Annotated in this window: 13 protein-coding genes and 1 pseudogene; 4 read left to right on the top strand and 10 right to left on the bottom strand. The window is 72.5% G+C overall.

The genetic code is table 11. The features are described from left to right. Positions 1-153 precede the first annotated feature (153 nt). From ACIRFL_RS27785 to iolC, 8 genes and pseudogenes are all read right to left on the bottom strand, one after another. On the bottom strand, positions 154-1,017 hold the full coding sequence (locus tag ACIRFL_RS27785; protein WP_404033664.1) for an ABC transporter permease: 864 nt from the start codon (positions 1,015-1,017) through the stop codon (positions 154-156). Then, positions 1,014-3,767, bottom strand: coding sequence for a CocE/NonD family hydrolase (locus ACIRFL_RS27780; RefSeq protein WP_404033662.1), 2,754 nt, complete (start codon positions 3,765-3,767; stop codon positions 1,014-1,016). The genes ACIRFL_RS27785 and ACIRFL_RS27780 overlap by 4 nt, the downstream gene beginning before the upstream one ends. 128 nt (positions 3,768-3,895) lie before the next feature. Beyond that, positions 3,896-4,414 (bottom strand): annotated as a pseudogene (locus ACIRFL_RS27775) (amino acid permease); the annotation flags it as partial. A 121-nt stretch (positions 4,415-4,535) separates the two neighbouring features. Then, positions 4,536-6,038: a CoA-acylating methylmalonate-semialdehyde dehydrogenase gene (gene mmsA / locus ACIRFL_RS27770; RefSeq protein WP_404033660.1), complete on the bottom strand. Its 1,503-nt coding sequence runs from the start codon at positions 6,036-6,038 to the stop codon at positions 4,536-4,538. Positions 6,039-6,052: 14 nt separating this feature from the next. After that, positions 6,053-7,936: a 3D-(3,5/4)-trihydroxycyclohexane-1,2-dione acylhydrolase (decyclizing) gene (iolD, locus tag ACIRFL_RS27765; protein ID WP_404033658.1), complete on the bottom strand. Its 1,884-nt coding sequence runs from the start codon at positions 7,934-7,936 to the stop codon at positions 6,053-6,055. After that, positions 7,933-8,757, bottom strand: coding sequence for a 5-deoxy-glucuronate isomerase (iolB, locus tag ACIRFL_RS27760; protein ID WP_404033656.1), 825 nt, complete (start codon positions 8,755-8,757; stop codon positions 7,933-7,935). The genes iolD and iolB overlap by 4 nt, the downstream gene beginning before the upstream one ends. Before the next feature lie 7 nt (positions 8,758-8,764). Continuing rightward, complete coding sequence (locus ACIRFL_RS27755; protein WP_404033670.1) at positions 8,765-9,700, bottom strand: deoxyribose-phosphate aldolase; 936 nt, start codon at positions 9,698-9,700, stop codon at positions 8,765-8,767. 35 nt (positions 9,701-9,735) lie between these two features. After that, positions 9,736-10,686, bottom strand: a complete 951-nt coding sequence (gene iolC, locus ACIRFL_RS27750) for a 5-dehydro-2-deoxygluconokinase (protein WP_404033654.1) — start codon at positions 10,684-10,686, stop codon at positions 9,736-9,738. A 129-nt stretch (positions 10,687-10,815) separates the two neighbouring features. On the opposite strand from iolC, the gene ACIRFL_RS27745 reads away from it, so the two are divergent. Both ACIRFL_RS27745 and ACIRFL_RS27740 read left to right on the top strand, forming a co-directional pair. After that, positions 10,816-11,742, top strand: a complete 927-nt coding sequence (locus ACIRFL_RS27745; RefSeq protein WP_404033668.1) for a sugar phosphate isomerase/epimerase family protein — start codon at positions 10,816-10,818, stop codon at positions 11,740-11,742. 307 nt (positions 11,743-12,049) lie between these two features. Then, on the top strand, positions 12,050-12,250 hold the full coding sequence (locus tag ACIRFL_RS27740; RefSeq protein ID WP_121888636.1) for an AlpA family transcriptional regulator: 201 nt from the start codon (positions 12,050-12,052) through the stop codon (positions 12,248-12,250). Between the two features lie 60 nt (positions 12,251-12,310). On the opposite strand, the gene ACIRFL_RS27735 is transcribed toward ACIRFL_RS27740, so the two are convergent. Both ACIRFL_RS27735 and ACIRFL_RS27730 read right to left on the bottom strand, forming a co-directional pair. After that, a complete protein-coding gene (locus ACIRFL_RS27735; RefSeq protein WP_404033652.1) occupies positions 12,311-13,354 on the bottom strand; it encodes a zinc-dependent alcohol dehydrogenase family protein in 1,044 nt (347 codons plus the stop codon). A gap of 24 nt (positions 13,355-13,378) precedes the next feature. Then, the gene (locus ACIRFL_RS27730) at positions 13,379-15,751 is read right to left on the bottom strand and encodes an MMPL family transporter (RefSeq protein WP_404033650.1); all 2,373 of its coding nucleotides are present in this window, start codon (positions 15,749-15,751) and stop codon (positions 13,379-13,381) included. 163 nt (positions 15,752-15,914) lie between these two features. On the opposite strand from ACIRFL_RS27730, the gene ACIRFL_RS27725 reads away from it, so the two are divergent. Together ACIRFL_RS27725 and ACIRFL_RS27720 are read left to right on the top strand one after the other, a co-directional pair. Then, positions 15,915-16,613: a TetR family transcriptional regulator gene (locus ACIRFL_RS27725; RefSeq protein WP_404033648.1), complete on the top strand. Its 699-nt coding sequence runs from the start codon at positions 15,915-15,917 to the stop codon at positions 16,611-16,613. A gap of 371 nt (positions 16,614-16,984) precedes the next feature. Beyond that, positions 16,985-17,245 (top strand): hypothetical protein, encoded by a 261-nt coding sequence (locus ACIRFL_RS27720; RefSeq protein WP_404033646.1) that lies wholly within the window; start codon positions 16,985-16,987, stop codon positions 17,243-17,245. Positions 17,246-17,546: the final 301 nt, after the last annotated feature.

Below are 17,546 nucleotides of genomic sequence, written 5' to 3'. Positions count from 1 at the left end.
GCCCCTCAAGCGAGCCGAGCACCGCGATGCGCCACCACCAACCACGGCAGTCCTCACGATCTCCAGACCGAACACCACCTAAGTCACCGGCATTGGACCTAGGCCCTGTTGTCACCCCCCTCCGGGCGAACGACGGGGGTTTGACGACAGGACCTAGGAAACGATGTCCTTGCGGGCGAACCCTCGGAAGGCCAGGGCGAACAGCACGAGCGCGTATGTCACGGAGATCGCGGTGCCCTGGATCATGCCGGACCACTCGGGGCGCGGCTGCACGGCGTCGGCCCAGGCGAACTGCCAGTGCGCGGGCAGGAAGTCACGCCAGTGGCCGAGGGCGGTCACCGCGTCCAGGACGTTGCCGACGATGGTCAGGCCGACCGCGCCGCCGACCGCGCCGAGCGGCGCGTCCGTCTTCGTGGACAGCCAGAACGCCAGCCCGGCGGTGACCAGTTGGGACACGAAGATGTACCCGACGACCACCACGAGGCGCTGGGCCGCCGTGCCCGGGTCCAGCGCGCCGCCGGTGGGGATCTCCAGCGGGCCCCAGCCGTAGGCCGCCGTGCCGACGGCGAGGGCCATGAGCGGCAGCAGCACCATCGCGGCCAGGCTGAGCCCCAGCCCCACGGCGAGCTTGGACCACAGCAGGCGGGCCCGGGGCACGGGCGCGGCGAGCAGATAGCGCAGGGACGACCAGCTCGCCTCCGAGGCGACCGTGTCCCCGCAGAACAGGGCGACCGGGATGACGAGGAGGAAACCCGCCGACACGAACAGGTTCACCGCGGCGAAGTTGGCGCCGGACGCGGTGGCCGTGTCCATCAGGGTGACCTGGCCGTTGCGTCCGCTCGGGTTGCCGCCGATGGCGAAGGCGACGACCAGGACGAACGGCAGGGCGGCGAGGATGCCGCCCATGACGAGGGTGCGGCGGCGCTTGAGCTGCCGGACCAGTTCGACCCGCAGCGGCAGCGTGTGCCCCGCACGGTAGCCGGAGGCCACCTCGACGGGCTCGGCGAGCGTACTCATGCGGAACCTCCGATCAGGGTGAGGAAGGCGTCCTCCAGCCGACGGTGGGGACCGAGCGAAACGACGGGGACTTCAAGCCGGACCAACTCGACGAGAAGCCGCGCGGCAGCCTCCGCCGGTCCCCCGGACGCACCGGAGCCGCCACCGACCGGGGGCACGGTCGGGTCCGTGGACGGGGGCGCGGTCGAGCCGGTCGACGGGTGCGCGGGCGGGTTCCCGGGGGTCAGGTGGATCAGCAGGCCGGTGTCCGTGCGTACCGCGGATGACACATCCGGCAGTGCCGCCACCTTTTCGAGCAGGGGGTCCGTGATGTCCGTGGCCAGGCCGACGAGGAGGGTTTCGCCCGAGCCGACGATCTCGCCCACCGGTCCTGCCTGGACCAGCCGGCCCCGGTCCATCACCACCAGATGGGTGCAGGACTGTTCGACCTCGGCGAGCAGATGGCTGGAGACGATCACCGTGCGGCCCGCAGCCGCGTAGCGGATCATCACCTCGCGCATCTCGCGGATCTGCGGCGGGTCTAGGCCGTTGGTCGGCTCGTCGAGGATGAGGAGGTCGGGCAGTCCGAGCATGGCCTGGGCGATGGCGAGCCGCTGGCGCATGCCCTGCGAGTAGGTGCGCACCGCGCGGGCGAGCGCGTCGCCGAGGCCGGCGATCTCCAGGGCCTCGTCCAGGTGCGCGTCCTCGGCGGGACGGCCGGTCGCCCGCCAGTACAGCTCCAGGTTCTCGCGGCCGGACAGATGGGGCAGGAAGCCCGCGCCCTCCACGAAGGCACCGACCCGCGACAGCACGGGCGCGCCCGGCCGGATCGCATGGCCGAAGACGCGGATCTCGCCGTCGTCGGGAGTGATCAGGCCCATCAGCATGCGCAGGGTCGTCGTCTTGCCCGCGCCGTTCGGCCCGAGCAGCCCCAGCACCTGGCCCTTCTCGACGCGGAAGGACAGCTCCCGCACCGCGTACCGGTCGGCCGACTTCGCGTACCGCTTGCTCAGGTCCGTGATCTGCAGCGGGACGTCGGCCAGGGCGGGATCTGGCTCGGCCACCGCCGTGCGCCTGCGGGCGGTCAGCAGCAGGGCCAGCGCCAGCACGGCGGCGGCCGGTGGCAGCCACCACACCCAGGACGGCAGCGGCGCCGCCGCGGTCGTCACGCCCGGGGCCGTCGGCACGCTCAGGTCGCCCTTCAGGGAGACGGTGTACGTCGCCGGGGCCGCCGGTGAGGCGTAGCCGAGGTCCGTGGAGGCGAGGACCAGGCGGAGCCGGTGGCCCTTCTGCACGTCGTGGTCGATCGCCGGGAGGGTGACCGTGACGTCCTTGCCGGACCTCGCGCCCTCGACGCGCAGCGGGGTGACCAGTTGCGCGGGCAGCACCGGCCGGCTGCCGCCGGGTCCGACGTCGTACACCTTGCCGAACAGCACGGCGTCGTCGCGGGTCGAGGCGATGTGCACGGTGACCGTCGGGGAGCCGGTGATGCGCAGGTCGGAGGCGACCGGCGCCGACTCGAACGCGGCGTACTGGCCGGGGAAGTCGAGGGAGACGCCGACGCCGAGGGCGGACAGCCCGCCGAGCCCGCTCGCGGCGCCGAGGCCGGGCAGCGCGGAGACGCCCGGCGGGCTGGCCCCGGCCGGGTTCTCGACCCGCTGCGTGCCGCCGGTCAGCGCGAGGGAGCGGCGGCCGGCCTCCAGGCCGGGGTAGGCGTCGGCGCTCGCGCCGCGCTGCAGGGCCGTGCCGTTGGTGGAGTCGACGCCTCCGGTGCGGGTGATGCGGAACGCCGGGCCGGTGTCGGTTCCCTTGTCGTCCTTGAGGTAGCGGTCGAACCAGGCCCTGACCCGTGTCTGCACGCGGTCCGTCTCCATGTCGCCGCCGTCGTGCCCGCCCGCGATCCAGTCGACGTCGACCGGGGCGCCGTTCGCCCGGATCGCCTTCTCGGCGGCGTCGGACTGGGCGAGCGTGAACAGGGAGTCGGTCTGGCCCTGTACGAGGAGTGTGGGCACCTTGATGCGGTCGGCGACGGCGGACGGCGAGCGCTGCTCCAGCAGGGTGCGGGCGGCGGCGTCCGGCCTGCCCGACTCGGCGATCCGGTCGTACATGGCGCACAGCGTGGGTTCGAATCTGGCGCAGCCGCCGCCGGTGTTGAAGAAGATCCCCGCCCACAGCTTCTTGAACACGCCGTTCGGGAACAGGGCGTCCGCCAGGTTCCAGTACGTGATCGCCGGGGCGATGGCGTCCACCCGGTCGTCGTGTCCGGCGGCGAGCAGGGAGATCGCGCCGCCGTAGGAGCCGCCGGCCATGCCGACGCGCGGGTCGCCCTGCTTGTCGAGCCGGACCTGGGGCTGCTCGGCCAGCCAGTCGATGAGCCGGGAGACGTCGGAGACCTCGCGTTGCGGGTCGTTCAGCCCGATCCTGCCGGTCGACTTCCCGAAGCCGCGCGCGGACCAGGTCAGCACCGCGTACCCGTCGCGGGCCAGGTCCTGGGCCTGGCCGCGCAGGTCGTCCTTGCTGCCGCCGAAGCCGTGCGCCAGCAGGACGGCCGGGCGGCGGCCCGCGGCGGCCGAGGTGAAGTACGAGGTGTCGATGTGTGTCCCGTCGGCCATGGTCATGACCTGGTCGGTCCGGTGCACCCGGGGCGGGTCGTCGGCGGCGACGGCCGTCCACGTGCCGGCGCCGGCGAGCACCACGAGGGCGGCCGCGGCGGTCCACAGCCGCCGCGGCCCCCGGAACAGCCCGCGCCGGCCGGGCAGTCGAAGATCCATGGCTCAACGGTACGGGCCGCCACCGACAACCGATGCAGCCACCGGTCGGAACCCCCGCACCTTCCCGAGGAGTACGGGCCCGCTCCGGCATACCGCGGACGTGGTACGCGCCGGGTGCCGGCCGACGGTCAGGTCCGCGTGTCCTCGGGGATCGACACCAGCCAGCGGGTGTCGCGGCGCGGGCGCAGGTAGAGGGCCCAGTAGAGGGTGGCGGCGGCCATGATGCCGCCGGTCCACAGCAGATAGACCGTCTCCTGCGTGCTGAGGACGTAGGCCAGGACGGCGATGAGCAGGACCGGCATCGCGGGCCACAGCGGCATGCGCCAGGCGGGCGTGTGCCGGTGCGGGCCGCGGCGGGCCAGCAGGGCGGCGACCGCGACCAGCAGGTACATGCCGGTCACCGAGACGCCCGTGACGCCGTACAGCGTGTCCAGGTTGACGAAGCAGAGCAGCGCGCCGGGGACGCCGACGGCGAGGGTGGCGACCCAGGGGGAGCCGAAGCGGCCGAGCCGGGAGAAGACGTTGTTGACCGGTTCGGGCCAGGCTTTGTCGCGGGCGGAGGCGAACAGCACGCGGGAGTTCTGGATGACCATGACGATGCCCGCGTTGATGATGGCGAGGGCGACGCAGAGGCTGTCGCAGGCGCCGCGTCAAAAAAACGTCAGGACGTCCGCTGTCCGGACATCCGGACGTACCGGGTCCGGGCATGCCGACGACCCGCCCTCCGCGGTGTCGAGGTCCGGGAGAGCGGGGCGCGCGGCGGCTCGGTCAGTGGTTGCGCGGGAAGCCGAGGTCCACGCCTGCGGGGGCGTCGGCGGGGTCGGGCCAGCGGGTGGTGACGACCTTGCCGCGGGTGTAGAAGTGCGTGCCGTCGTTGCCGTAGATGTGGTGGTCGCCGAAGAGCGAGTCCTTCCAGCCGCCGAAGCTGTGGTAGCCCACGGGGACCGGGATCGGCACGTTCACCCCCACCATGCCCGCCTCCACCTCCAGCTGGAAGCGGCGGGCGGCGCCGCCGTCCCGGGTGAAGATCGCGGTGCCGTTGCCGAACGGCGAGCCGTTGATGAGGGCGAGGCCCTCCTCGTACGTGTCGACGCGCAGCACGCACAGGACGGGGCCGAAGATCTCGTCCTGGTACGCCTTCGCGCCGGTCGGCACCTTGTCGAGCAGCGAGATGCCGATCCAGTGGCCGTCCTCGAAGCCCTCGACCGTGTGCCCGGTGCCGTCGAGCACGACCTCGGCGCCCTCGGCGGCGGCACCCCGTACGTACGACGCCACCTTGTCGCGGTGCGCGGCTGTGATCAGCGGGCCCATCTCGCTCGTCGGGTCGTTGCCGGGGCCGATCTTGATCTGCTCGGCGCGCTCGCGGATCTTCGCCACCAGCGTGTCGCCGATCGCACCGACCGCGACGACCGCCGAGATGGCCATGCAGCGCTCGCCCGCGGAGCCGTAGGCGGCGGAGACGGCCGCGTCGGCCGCCGCGTCCAGGTCGGCGTCGGGCAGCACCAGCATGTGGTTCTTGGCGCCGCCCAGGGCCTGGACGCGCTTGCCGTTCGCGGCGGCGGTGGTGTGGATGTAGCGGGCGATCGGGGTCGAGCCGACGAAGGAGACGGCCTTGACGTCCGGGTGCTCCAGGAGCCGGTCCACGGCCACCTTGTCGCCGTGCACAATGTTGAAGACGCCGTCCGGCAGCCCGGCCTCGGCCAGCAATTCGGCGAGCCTGACGGACGCCGACGGGTCCTTCTCGGACGGCTTCAGGACGAACGTGTTGCCGCATGCGATGGCGATCGGGAACATCCACATCGGGACCATCGCCGGGAAGTTGAACGGCGTGATGCCCGCGACGACGCCCAGCGGCTGCCGGATCGAGGACACGTCCACGCGGCTGGCGACCTGCGTGGACAGCTCGCCCTTGAGCTGCACGTTGATGCCGCACGCCAGGTCGACGATCTCCAGGCCGCGCGCGACCTCGCCGAGCGCGTCGGAGTGCACCTTGCCGTGCTCGGCGGTGATCAGGGCGGCGATCTCGTCGCGGTGGGCGTCCAGCAGCGCGCGGAAGCGGAACAGGATCTCCGTGCGCTTGGCCAGCGAGGACCGGCCCCAGGTCGCGAAGGCGTCCTTGGCCGCCGCGACCGCCGCGTCCACCTCGTCGACGGTGGCGAACGCGACCTTGGTGGTGACCGCCCCGGTCGCCGGGTCCGTGACCGGCCCGTACGTCCCCGAGGCGCCTTCGACGGTCTTGCCGCCGATCCAGTGGTTGACGATCTTCGTCATGCCCGGTTACTCCTTCACAGATGGCGGCGTCGGGTCGAGACATGCCGTTCGTACAGCTCACGCGCCTTGACCGCGGACGGTCGGGTCGCGGTCTCGGCCACAGGAACATCCCACCAGGCCTGCGCCGGAGGCGCGCCCGACACAGTGTCGGCCGTTTCGGTCTCCACGTAGACACATGTGGGAGTGTCGGCGGCCCGCGCCTTCACGAGTGCCTCGCGCAGGTCCCGCACGGTCCTGGCGCGCAGCACGCGCATGCCGAGACTGGCCGCGTTGGCGGCGAGGTCCACCGGCAGCGGGGCGCCCGTGTGGCCGCCGTCCTCGGCCGGGAAACGGTAGGCGGTGCCGAACCGCTCGCCGCCCACCGACTCCGAGAGCCCGCCGATGGAGGCGTAGCCGTGGTTCTGCACCAGCAGCAGCTTGATCGCGACGCCCTCCTGCACGGCCGTGACGATCTCGGTCGGCATCATCAGATACGTACCGTCGCCGACCAGCGCCCACACCGGCCGGTCGGGCGCGGCGAGCTTCACCCCGATGGCTGCGGGGATCTCGTAGCCCATGCACGAGTAGCCGTACTCCACGTGGTACTGGTCCCGCGACCGCGCCCGCCACAGCTTGTGCAGATCACCGGGCATGGAGCCGGCCGCGTTGATGACGATGTCGGACTCGTCGACGATCGCGTCGAGCGCGCCGAGCACCTGCGGCTGGGTCGGCCGGACGTCCGGCTCGTCGGCCTCGTAGCAGGCGTCGACGCGCTGCTCCCAGCGCTCCTTGTCCTCCGTGTACTCGGCGACGTACGCGTCGGCGACCCGCCACCCGTGCTCCCCGAGCGCCGCGGTGAGGGCGTGCAGCGCGTCCCGGGCGTCGGCGACGAGCGGCAGCCCGGCCAGCTTGTGGCCGTCGAACGCCGCGATGTTGAGGTTGAGGAAGCGGACGTCCGGGTTCCCGAAGAGGGTGCCGGACGCGGTGGTGAAGTCGGTGTAGCGGGTGCCGACGCCGATCACCAGGTCGGCGGTGCGGGCCAGTTCGTCCGCGGTCGCCGTACCGGTGTGGCCGACGCCGCCCACGTCCTGCGGATGGTCCCAGCGCAGCGAGCCCTTGCCGGCTTGGGTGGCGGCGACCGGGACGCGGGTGGCCTCGGCGAACGCGGCCAGCGCGGCCTCGGCCCGGCTGTGGTGGACGCCGCCGCCCGCGATGACGAGGGGCCGCCGGGCCGCGCGGACGGCCCGTACCGCCGCGGCCAGTTCGACCGGGTCGGCCTGCGGCCTGCGCACCGTCCACACCCGTTCGGCGAAGAACTCCTCGGGCCAGTCGTACGCCTCCGCCTGGACGTCCTGTGGCAGGGCGAGCGTGACCGCGCCGGTCTCGACGGGGTCGGTGAGGACCCGCACGGCCTGGAGCGCGGACGCTATCAGGGCTTCGGGCCGGGTGATCCGGTCGAAGTACCGGGAGACCGGGCGCAGGCTGTCGTTGACCGACACATCGCCCGCGTACGGGACTTCGAGTTGCTGGAGCACCGGGTCGGCGGGGCGGGCGGCGAACACGTCACCGGGCAGCAGCAGCACCGGCAGATGGTTGACCGTGGCCAGCGCGGCACCGGTGACGAGGTTGGTGGCGCCCGGGCCGATGGACGTCGTCACCGCGTGCGTGGACAGCCGGCCCGACTGGCGCGCGTAGCCGACCGCCGCGTGCACCATCGCCTGCTCGTTACGGCCCTGGTGGTACGGCATGTCGGCGGCGTACTCGACGAGCGCCTGGCCGATACCGGCGACGTTGCCGTGCCCGAAGATGCCCCAGGTGGCGCTGATGAGCCGGTGCCGTTCGCCGTCCCGCTCCGTGTACTGGGCGGACAGGAAGCGGACGAGCGCCTGCGCGACCGTGAGCCGCGTCGTTGAGGTCATCGGTACCCCTCTGTGCTCTCTACGTGTTCCGGGTGGAAGCGGATCCGCCACTCCCGCGTCCCGCCCGGACCCGCCATGACGTTCAGGTAGTACATGTCGTGCCCGGGCTGGGCGATGGAGGGGCCGTGCCATCCGTCGGGTACGAGGACGGCGTCGCCGGTGCGGACCTCCGCGAGGACGTCGGATCCGCCCTCACGGGAAGGGAATACGCGCTGATAGCCCAGACCGTTCGGACCGGCGATCTCGAAGTAGTAGATCTCCTCCAGTTCACACTCCTCGCCCGGCCGGTGCTCGTCGTGCTTGTGCGGCGGGTACGAGGACCAGTTGCCGCCCGGCGTGATCACCTCGACGGCGATCAGCCGGTCGCAGTCGAACGCGTCGGCGGCGGCGAAGTTGCGCACCAGGCGGGAGCAGGTGCCGCTGCCGCGGTGTTCGACGGGGACCTCCGGCGCGGGGCCGTAGCGGGCGGGGAGTCGTCGCTCGCACTTCGCTCCTGCCAGGGCGAAGCGGCCTCCCGCACCGGAGGCGATCTGGACCCGGGCGTCCCGGGGCGTGTACACGAAGTCGGAGACGGAGGCGAACACGCTCTCCCGGCCCCGGATTTGGAACTCTTCGTCCTCCACCTGCACGGTACAACCGCCGCTGAGCGGAAGCACGATCCACTCGCTGTCCCCGGTGGTGAACATATGGGTTCCGCCCGGGGTCAGTTCGACGACGCGCAGGCTGCTGTGCGCCCAACCGGCCCGCTCCGGGCCGATGTCGACGGCGTACTGGGCGCCCGCGGTCGAGCCCTGGGGCAGATACAGGTCCTTGCTGGTCATGCGGCCCTCACAGCAGTCCTACGGCGGTGTCCACGGCGGCGGCCACATCGCCGTCCGCCGGGTACAGCAGCGAGCGGCCGACCACCAGGCCGCGCACGGTGGGCAGGCGCAGGGCGCCGCGCCACTTCTCGTACGCCGCCTCCTGGTCCTCGGGGGTGCCGCCGACCTCGCCGCCGAGCAGCACGGCGGGCAGCGTGGAGGTCGCCATGACGTCGGCCATGTCGTCCGGGTGCTCGGTGACCGGCACCTTCAACCAGGTGTAGGCCGACGTACCGCCGAGGCCCGAGGCGATGGCGATGGAGCGGGTCACGGCCTCCGCGGACAGGTCGTTGCGCAGCCGGCCCTCGGGCGTGCGACGGCTGATGAACGGCTCGACGAACACCGGCAGCCGGCGCTCGGCCATCGCGTCTATGACGCGCGCGGTGGACTCCAGGGTGGTCAGCGAGCCCGGGTCGGCGTAGTCGATGCGCAGCAGCAGCTTGCCCGCGTCGAAGCCGAGCCGTTCGATGTCCTCGGGGCGGTGGCCGGTGAAGCGGTCGTCGAGTTCGAAGGAGGCGCCCTGGAGTCCGCCGCGGTTCATGGAGCCCATGACGATCTTGTGGTCGAGGGCGCCGAGCAGCAGCAGGTCGTCGAGGATGTCGGCGGTCGCGAGGACCCCGTCCACACCGGGGCGGGACAGCGCGAGGCACAGCCGTTCCAGCAGGTCGGCGCGGTTGGCCATGGCGAGCCTGCGGTCGCCGATGCCGAGGGCGCCGCGGGCCGGGTGGTCGGCGGCGACGATCATCAGCCGGCCGTGCTCGCCGAGCAGCGGGCGGCGCGGGCGGCGGGCCGCCGCCTCGGCCACCGCCTCGGGGTGACGGGTGCGGGTGCGCACCAGCGCGGACACGTCCACGCGCGCGTGCCCGCCGTCCGCGCCCTCGGGGTGGGCGGCGCCGCCGTCCAGGCCCTCGGGGTGGGCGCCGGTGACCCGGCCGGCCCTCACAGCACCGCTCCGGCCGCGAGCGCGGCGGCCACCTCGTCCGGGGTGGGCATCGCCGAGGAGCACTCCAGGCGGGAGGCGACGATGGCGCCGGCCGCGTTGGCGTGCCGCATGATCGTCTCCAGGTCCCAGCCGGCCAGCAGGCCATGGCACAGGGAGCCGCCGAAGGCGTCGCCGGCGCCCAGTCCGTTCAGGACGGTGACCGGCAGCGGCGGCACCTCGGCCGACCCGCCGCTCCTGCTGACCGCGAGGACGCCCTTGGGTCCCTGCTTGACGACGGCGATCTCGACGCCCGCGTCGAGCAGCGCGCGGGCCGCGGCGTGCGGTTCGCGGACCCCGGTGGCCACCTCCACCTCGTCGAGGTTGCCGACGGCGACGGTGGTGTGGCGCAGCGCCTCCGCATAGAACGGCCGTGCCGTGTCCGGATCGGACCAGAACATCGGGCGCCAGTCGAGGTCGAAAACAGTCGTGCCGGACTTGGCGCGGTGCGCGAGGGCCGCCAGGGTCGCCGTGCGGCTGGGCTCCTCACTCAGGCCGGTGCCGGTGACCCAGAAGACGCGGGCCTCCCGGACGGCGTCGAGGTCCAGGTCGTGGGCGTCGATCTCCAGGTCGGGCGCCTTGGGCTGCCGGTAGAAGTAGAGCGGGAAGTCGTCCGGCGGGAAGACCTCGCAGAAGGTGACCGGGGTGGGCAGCCCGGGGACCGCGGTGACCCAGCGGTCGTCGACGCCGAAGCCGCGCAGAGCCTCGTGCAGATAGGCGCCGAAGGGATCGTCACCGGTGCGGGTGATCACGGCGGTGCTCCGGCCGAGCCGGGCCGCGGCGACCGCGACGTTCGTCGCCGACCCGCCGAGGAACTTGCCGAAGGAGGACACCTGGGCGAGCGGCACCCCCGTCTGCAACGGATACAGATCCACTCCGATCCGCCCCATGGTGATCAGGTCGTACGCCATCGGCTTCCCTTCTTCAGCACACGGCTCTCCCCCGGTTTGTAGTCCCGCACCCGGAACCCTGTCAATGTTTTGTCCAGACATTCGGACGAGAGCTTGACACCCCCTTCCGTGACCCGCACCCTGGCGGCCATGACGTCGATGTCACCTCAGTCCCCCGTCCCCGGCCTCTCCCGCATCCGGGTCGGATCGGCCCCCGACTCCTGGGGCGTGTGGTTCCCGGACGACCCCCGGCAGGTGCCCTGGCAGCGCTTCCTCGACGAGGTCGCGGCATCCGGCTACGAGTGGATCGAACTGGGCCCCTACGGCTATCTGCCGACCGATCCGGCCGTCCTCACCGAGGAGACCGCCCGGCGCGGCCTGAAGGTGTCGGCCGGCACCGTCTTCACCGGCCTGCACCACGGCCCCGAGGTCTGGGACCGCACCTGGGCGCACGTCTCCGACATCGCGGCCCTCACCCAGGCCATGGGCGCCCGGCACCTGGTCGTCATCCCGTCGTTCTGGCGCGACGACAAGACCGGTGCGGTGCTGGAACCGGACACGCTGACCCCCGAGCAGTGGCGGAACCTCACCTCGCTGACCGAACGGCTCGGCCGCGAGGTGCGCGAACGCTACGGCCTGGAGATCGTCGTCCACCCGCACGCCGACACCCACATCGACAGCGAGGAGAACGTCGTCCGCTTCCTCGACGGCACCGACTCCTCCCTGGTGTCGCTGTGCCTGGACACCGGTCACTACGCGTACTGCGGCGGGGACAGCGTCAAGCTGATCGAGACCTACGGCGAACGCATCGGCTATCTGCACCTCAAGCAGGTGGACCCGCAGATCCTCGCCGAGGTACGGGCGGACGGCATCCCGTTCGGGCCCGCGGTCGCCAAGGGCGTCATGTGCGAACCGCCGTCCGGCGTGCCCGCGCTCGGCCCGGTCCTGGCGGCCGCGGCGAGGCTGGACGTCGACCTGTTCGCGATCGTCGAGCAGGACATGTACCCCTGCGAACCGGACCGGCCGCTGCCGATCGCCCAGCGAACCCGGGCCTTCCTGAGGTCCTGCGGGGCATAGCGCCCCCGGCGGTGTGCCTGTGCGGTACGGGACATCCGGTCCGACGCGGCCCGCCCCTGCACCGGACCGCGCCGTCGCGTCCACCCGAACCGGCGACGCCTTTGCATCGGCCGTGTCACAAACACCTCCGCCCTGTCACACATGTCGCGTATACGCGGGCTCTCGGTCACATCCGGTCGACAGCCCCTTCCCCGTACTCACCGTGCGTCGTTGACCGGACACAGGCGTGGTGATCGCCAGTGCAGCGCCCGGCTCCCCCGACGGCCGTCCCGGTCGCCGCCGCGGCGCGCGCAGGGAGGTGCGACTCATGACCGATCGAAGGCTCTGGTCCTACAAGGAGATCGCGGCACACATCAAAGTGCAGCCGGACACCGTACGGTCCTATCGCAAACACGGGCTGCTACCCCCGCCCGACCATGTGGAGGGGGGCAAGCCCTACTGGTACGCGGACACCGTCCGCGCCTGGGTGGCCTCCCGTCCCGGCAACCGCGGCAGACGCCAGAACTGACCGACGCCCTCCGCCGTGCCCCGCCTCCGGGCGGGGCACCGTGCGCCGAGGAACCGGGCCTCAGGACCATGGCTCGATGACCGTCACCCCCGAACCCGGTGCCGTGCCCAGCGCGGCCAGCGCGGACGGTGCCGCCTCCAGCGGGATCGCCGCCGTCACCAGCCGGTCGGGGCGCAGCATCCCCGCCTGGACCAGCTCCAGCATCGCCGGGTAGGCGTGCGCGGCCATGCCGTGGCTGCCGAAGATCTCCAGTTCCAGGGCGATGACACGGGCCATGGGAACCGGGGTGGTGCCGTCCGCGGAGGGCAGCAGGCCCACCTGGACATGCCGGCCGCGGCGGCGCAGCCCGGCCACCGAGGCGGCACAGGTGGCCGGGGAGCCGAGAGCGTCCAGGGACAGGTGGGCGCCGCCGCCGGTCAGCTCGCGCACCGCCTCCGCCGGGTCCGCCGTGCCCGCCGCGTCCACGCACGCCGTGGCGCCGAACGCACGCGCCAGCTCCAGGGCCCGGGGCGACACGTCCACGGCGACCACCCGGGCGCCCGACGCCGCCGCGATCATCACCGCCGACAGGCCCACGCCTCCGCAACCGTGCACCGCGACCCACTCCCCCGCCGCCACCCGGCCCTGCTGCACCACCGCGCGGAAGGCGGTCGCGAAGCGGCAGCCGAGAGAGGCGGCGGTCGCGAAGGACATCCCGTCGGGGACACGGACCAGGTTCACATCGGCATGGTCGAGCGCCACGTACTCGGCGAAGGAACCCCAGTGGTGGAAACCGGGCTGGGTCTGCCGCTCGCACACCTGCTGGTCGCCCGCCGCACACGCCGGGCAGCTCCCGCAGGCACAGACGAAGGGCACGGTGACCCGGTCGCCGGGACGCCAGCCGGTGACGCGGGCGCCCACCGCCTCGACGGTCCCGGCGAGTTCGTGACCGGGTACGTGCGGCAAGGTGATGTCCGGGTCATGGCCCATCCAGCCGTGCCAGTCGCTGCGGCACAGGCCGGTCGCCGCTACGCGCACCACCACGCCGTGCTCCGCCGGCTGCGGGTCCGCCACCTCCTTGATCTCGGCGGGCTCTCCGTACCGCTCGAACACCACAGCCCGCATGTTTCTCTCCTTGTGACCGGCGGCTCATCTGCGATTGCGCTCCGCAGTTTCGCTCCGCTTGGGGTGGACCCATGATGCGTCGTCGGTCGGCTGCGGCGGCGTGGGGGCTGGGCGCGCAGTTCCCCGCGCCCCTTCGGGGTGCTGCCTGGCATCGGTCGACTGCGGCAGTGTGGGGGTTGAGCGCGCAGTTCCCCGCGCCCCTTCGGGGTGCTCTCGTGTTGGGGTGGTTTCCGTCAGGCCGAAGCGGTTGTGGAAGCGGCGTAGGGGGGCGGGGGCCCACCATGTGGCGCGGCCGGTCAGTCGCATGATCGCCGGGACCAGCAGGCTGCGCACGACCATCGCGTCCATCAGCACGGCCAGCGCGATCCCGAGGCCGAGCATCTTGGTGTTGGTCACCCGTGAGGTGCCGATCGCGACCATGACCACGGCCAGGATGACCGCCGCCGCCGTGATCAGCCCACCCGTGCGCTGGAGTCCGTGGCGCACGGCCCCGGCATGGTCGCCGGTGCGGTCGTACTCCTCCTTGATGCGGGACAGCAGGAACACGCCGTAGTCCATGGAGAGGCCGAAGGCCACACAGAACATCAGGACGGGCAGGGTCGTCTCGATGGAACCGGTGCTGGTGAAGCTCAGCGGGCCGGACAGATGGCCGTCCTGGAAGACCCAGACCACCGCGCCGAACATGGCCGTCAGGCTGAGCGCGTTGAGCACCACGGCCTGAACGGGGATCAGCACGCTGCCGGTGAGCAGGAAGACCAGCAGCAGGGTGACGATCACGATGAACGCGGCCGCCCAGGGCAGGCGTTCGGCTATCGCGTGCTTGGAGTCGACGAGGACCGCCGCCGTGCCGGTGACCTCGGTGTCGAACGGTGTGGGTATGGCCCGCAGATCCCGCACCAGGTCCTGGGCCGCGTCATCGACGGCCTCGCCCCTCGGCAGCACCGTGAAGTACGCCGAGTCGCCCTTCACCAGGGGGCCGTCGACCCGTGCGACCTCGGGCAGGGCCGCCACCCGTCGGCGGTAGTCGGCGTACTGCGCCTCGGTCGCCCTGCCCTCGGCCAGTACCTCCAGGCCGCCGCCGGGACTGCCCGGGAAGCCCTCCCGGATGTGCTGCTGCACCACATGGGACTCGGCGTTCGACGGCAGCTGGCGGTCGTCGGCGGTGCCGAACTTCACGCCCATGAAGGGCAGTCCGAGGACGACCAGCAGGGCCGTGGTGCCGATGGCGAAGACCGGTGCGCGGCGCATCACCAGGCCGGCGGTCCGCGCCCACGCCGTACCCTCCTCCTCGCCGGCCGGCCGCGGCCCGCGGCCACGGCGGAACAGGCGGCGCAGATCGAGGGAGTTGACCCGGTGGCCGAGCAGGACCAGGGCCGCGGGAAGCAGGATCAGGGCGGCGGCAGCGGCCAGCAGCACCACCGCTATGCCCGCGTAGGCGAACGACCGCAGAAAGTACTGCGGGAACAGCAGCATCGCCGCTAGGGACACCGCGACCGTCAGGGCGGAAAAGAGCACCGTCCGGCCGGCCGTGCGCAGCGTCGTACCGACGGCCGTCAACGGTGCGGCGCCCGTGGACAGCTCTTCCCGGAAGCGGCGGACGATGAACAGCGCGTAGTCGATGGCGAGGCCGAGGCCGAGCGCCGTGGTGAGGTTCATCGCGAAGACGGAGACGTCGGTGAACTCCGTCAGACCGCGCAGCACCGCGTTGGTGCCGAGGATGGCGACGATGCCGATGCCCAGTGGCAGCAGGGCGGCGATGGCGCTGCCGAAGACCATCACCAGGAGCACGAGGGTGATCGGCAGGGCGATCAGCTCGGCCCGGGCCAGGTCGTCCTGGATGATCGTCTGCATCTCGTGCCGTACGGCGACCATGCCGCCGAGCCGCACCTCCAGCGGGCCGTGCGTGCCCCGGTAGTGGGGCGCGATGCGGTCCAGGGTCTCCCCCATCGCCTTCTCGTCGCCCGTTATGCGCGCGGCGATCAACGCCTCCTGGCCGTCCTTCGCGCGCAGGGCGGGCGACTTGGTCTGCCAGTAGGAGCCGACGCCCGTGACGCCCCGCTCGCCCGCCAGGCGGTCGGCGAGGTCCCGTGCCGCCGCCGCGACCGGCGGGGCGTCGACGGAGGAGCCGCCGGCGTCGACCAGGAGCAGCAGGTTGGGCTGGGAGTCGGGAAACTCGCGCTCCAGCGCCTTCGTGGCGTACGTCGACTCGGCGGCCGGGTCCTCCCAGCCGCCACTGCCCAGGCGGTCCGCGACCCCGCTGCCGGCCAGCACCGCGAGCACGGTGAGCACGAGGGCCGCGAGCAGCGACAGTCTGGGCCTGGCGGTCACCAGGCGGGTCCAGCCGCCGACGCCAGGCGGCGCGTTCCCGGTGTGCGGCGGCTTGTTGACTTCGGTCATCCTGCGGTGTCCCCTTCACCGTGACCTGTGCGTCCGTGCCAGCACGGCAGCATGGATCAGCCATTGCCATAGACTGGCAAACACGAGAGATCGCTCGCGTTTTCCTAGAATGCGAGCGACCGCTCGTGTTTGTCAATCGCGTTCGAAGAGCTGGGGATAACGCGTGTCCGACAAGCCCGAGACGCCCGAACCGTCGGGGACCCCGGGGAGCAGGCCGGGGGCCCCGGGCAAGCCCCGGAAGGAACAGCCGCGCCGCCAGGCACGCGGCGAGCGGCGCATCGCCCAACTGCTGGACGCCGCCGCGTCGGTCTTCTGCGCGAGCGGCTACACGGCCGCCAGCACCAACGCCATCGCCCGTGAGGCGGGTGTCTCGCCGGGCACGCTCTATCAGTTCTTCCCCAACAAAGAAGCGATCGCGATCGAACTGGGCGGACGGCTGATGCACGAGATGCGCGAGACGTACGGCGCGGTGCTCACTCGGGTCGACCCCGCCACGCCGCTCGCGGAGGTCGTCGGCGCGGCGGTCGACCGCTTCGTCGCGTTCAGCAGCGAGCACCCCGTGTTCTACACGCTGATGAAGGGCCCCGACACGCCGGGCCGGATCGCCGAGGAACACGACGCCCTGCACGCGACGCTGATCGCCCGCATCGAGGAACTGCTCTCCTCGTACCTGGCCGGTCTGTCCGCGGCCGAGGTCACGCGGACGGCGCACGTCTGTCTCGGCATCCACAAGGCCGGGCTGGAGCTGGCCCTCTCCCACGAAGGCGCCGAACGCGACGCGTACGTCCAGGAAATCAAGAACGTCCTGATCCGCTACCTCGAGCCCCTGAGGGCCACGCACCCACCATCCCCAAACCCCTGACGGCCAACGGGGGCCGTACAGGTGGTCGGTTGGTAAGGCCGGTGGTGGGCGTGGGCCGGGAGCACAGGTGCCGGGGGCGGGGCCGGGTGGCGTGCGGACGCCGGTGGGACGGGCCGGTCCCGCGAACGCCGTCGGCGACGGGTCGGGGTCGGTTTCAAGGTGTCGTCGCCGGCGGTAGTGCCGCCAGAGCGGCGGGCTAGCAGGGCGCAAGGGCGGCGGGGCAGCAGGCCGGCGGGGCGGAAGGGCGACGGAAGGGCAGCGGGGCTCGGTGGAAGTGGGGCTGGGCTGTGGGCTGTCGGGGTGGGGTTCGGACTGCGGGGTGGGGGCGCTCTGCATAGGGTGCGGGTAGATCGCCTCCGAGGGGACCTGTCGTGACCCACGCCCCGCCGCCCGGGCCACCCCGGGCCCGCATCCCCGGCCCGCGGCGGTCCCCGCCGCCCCGCCGGGTGCGCGGGGGCCGGTGGCGGAGCCGACTGTGGGGCGCGCCCGCCCTGCTGGTGCCGGCCGCCCTGATCGGGTATGCGGCACAGAAGGCCGCCTCACTGCCCACGCTGCTGTTGCTCGGCGGCTCCCTGCTCTGCGCAGCCCTGGCCTTGCGCACGCCCGACGGGCACGGTCGCGACCGGACGTGAACCCGCCCGCCGCCGGCGAGCCAAGCCCAGGGCACACAACAGGCCGCCTCACCGCCCGTCCCCAGGTGCCCTCGCGTTGCGCGCCCGACGGGCAGGGGCGCGAGCGGACGTGAGTTGGCCGTCGGCGGCGAGCCGAGCCGAGGGCTCCAAGGGCCGCCTCACTGCCCGTCCCCAGGTGAATGCCGCCCTGGCCTTGCGCACGCCCGACGGGCGCGGCCGCGACCGGGCGTGAACCTCACCGCCGGCGGCGAGCCAAGCTCAGGGCACGCAAGAGATCGCCTCACTGACCCCACTGGTGCTG

The organism is Streptomyces sp. NPDC102462 (assembly GCF_044765425.1).
Taxonomy (GTDB): domain Bacteria; phylum Actinomycetota; class Actinomycetes; order Streptomycetales; family Streptomycetaceae; genus Streptomyces.
The sequence above is the reverse complement of the archived record's forward strand: the minus strand, read 5'-3'. Positions and strand labels throughout refer to the sequence as shown.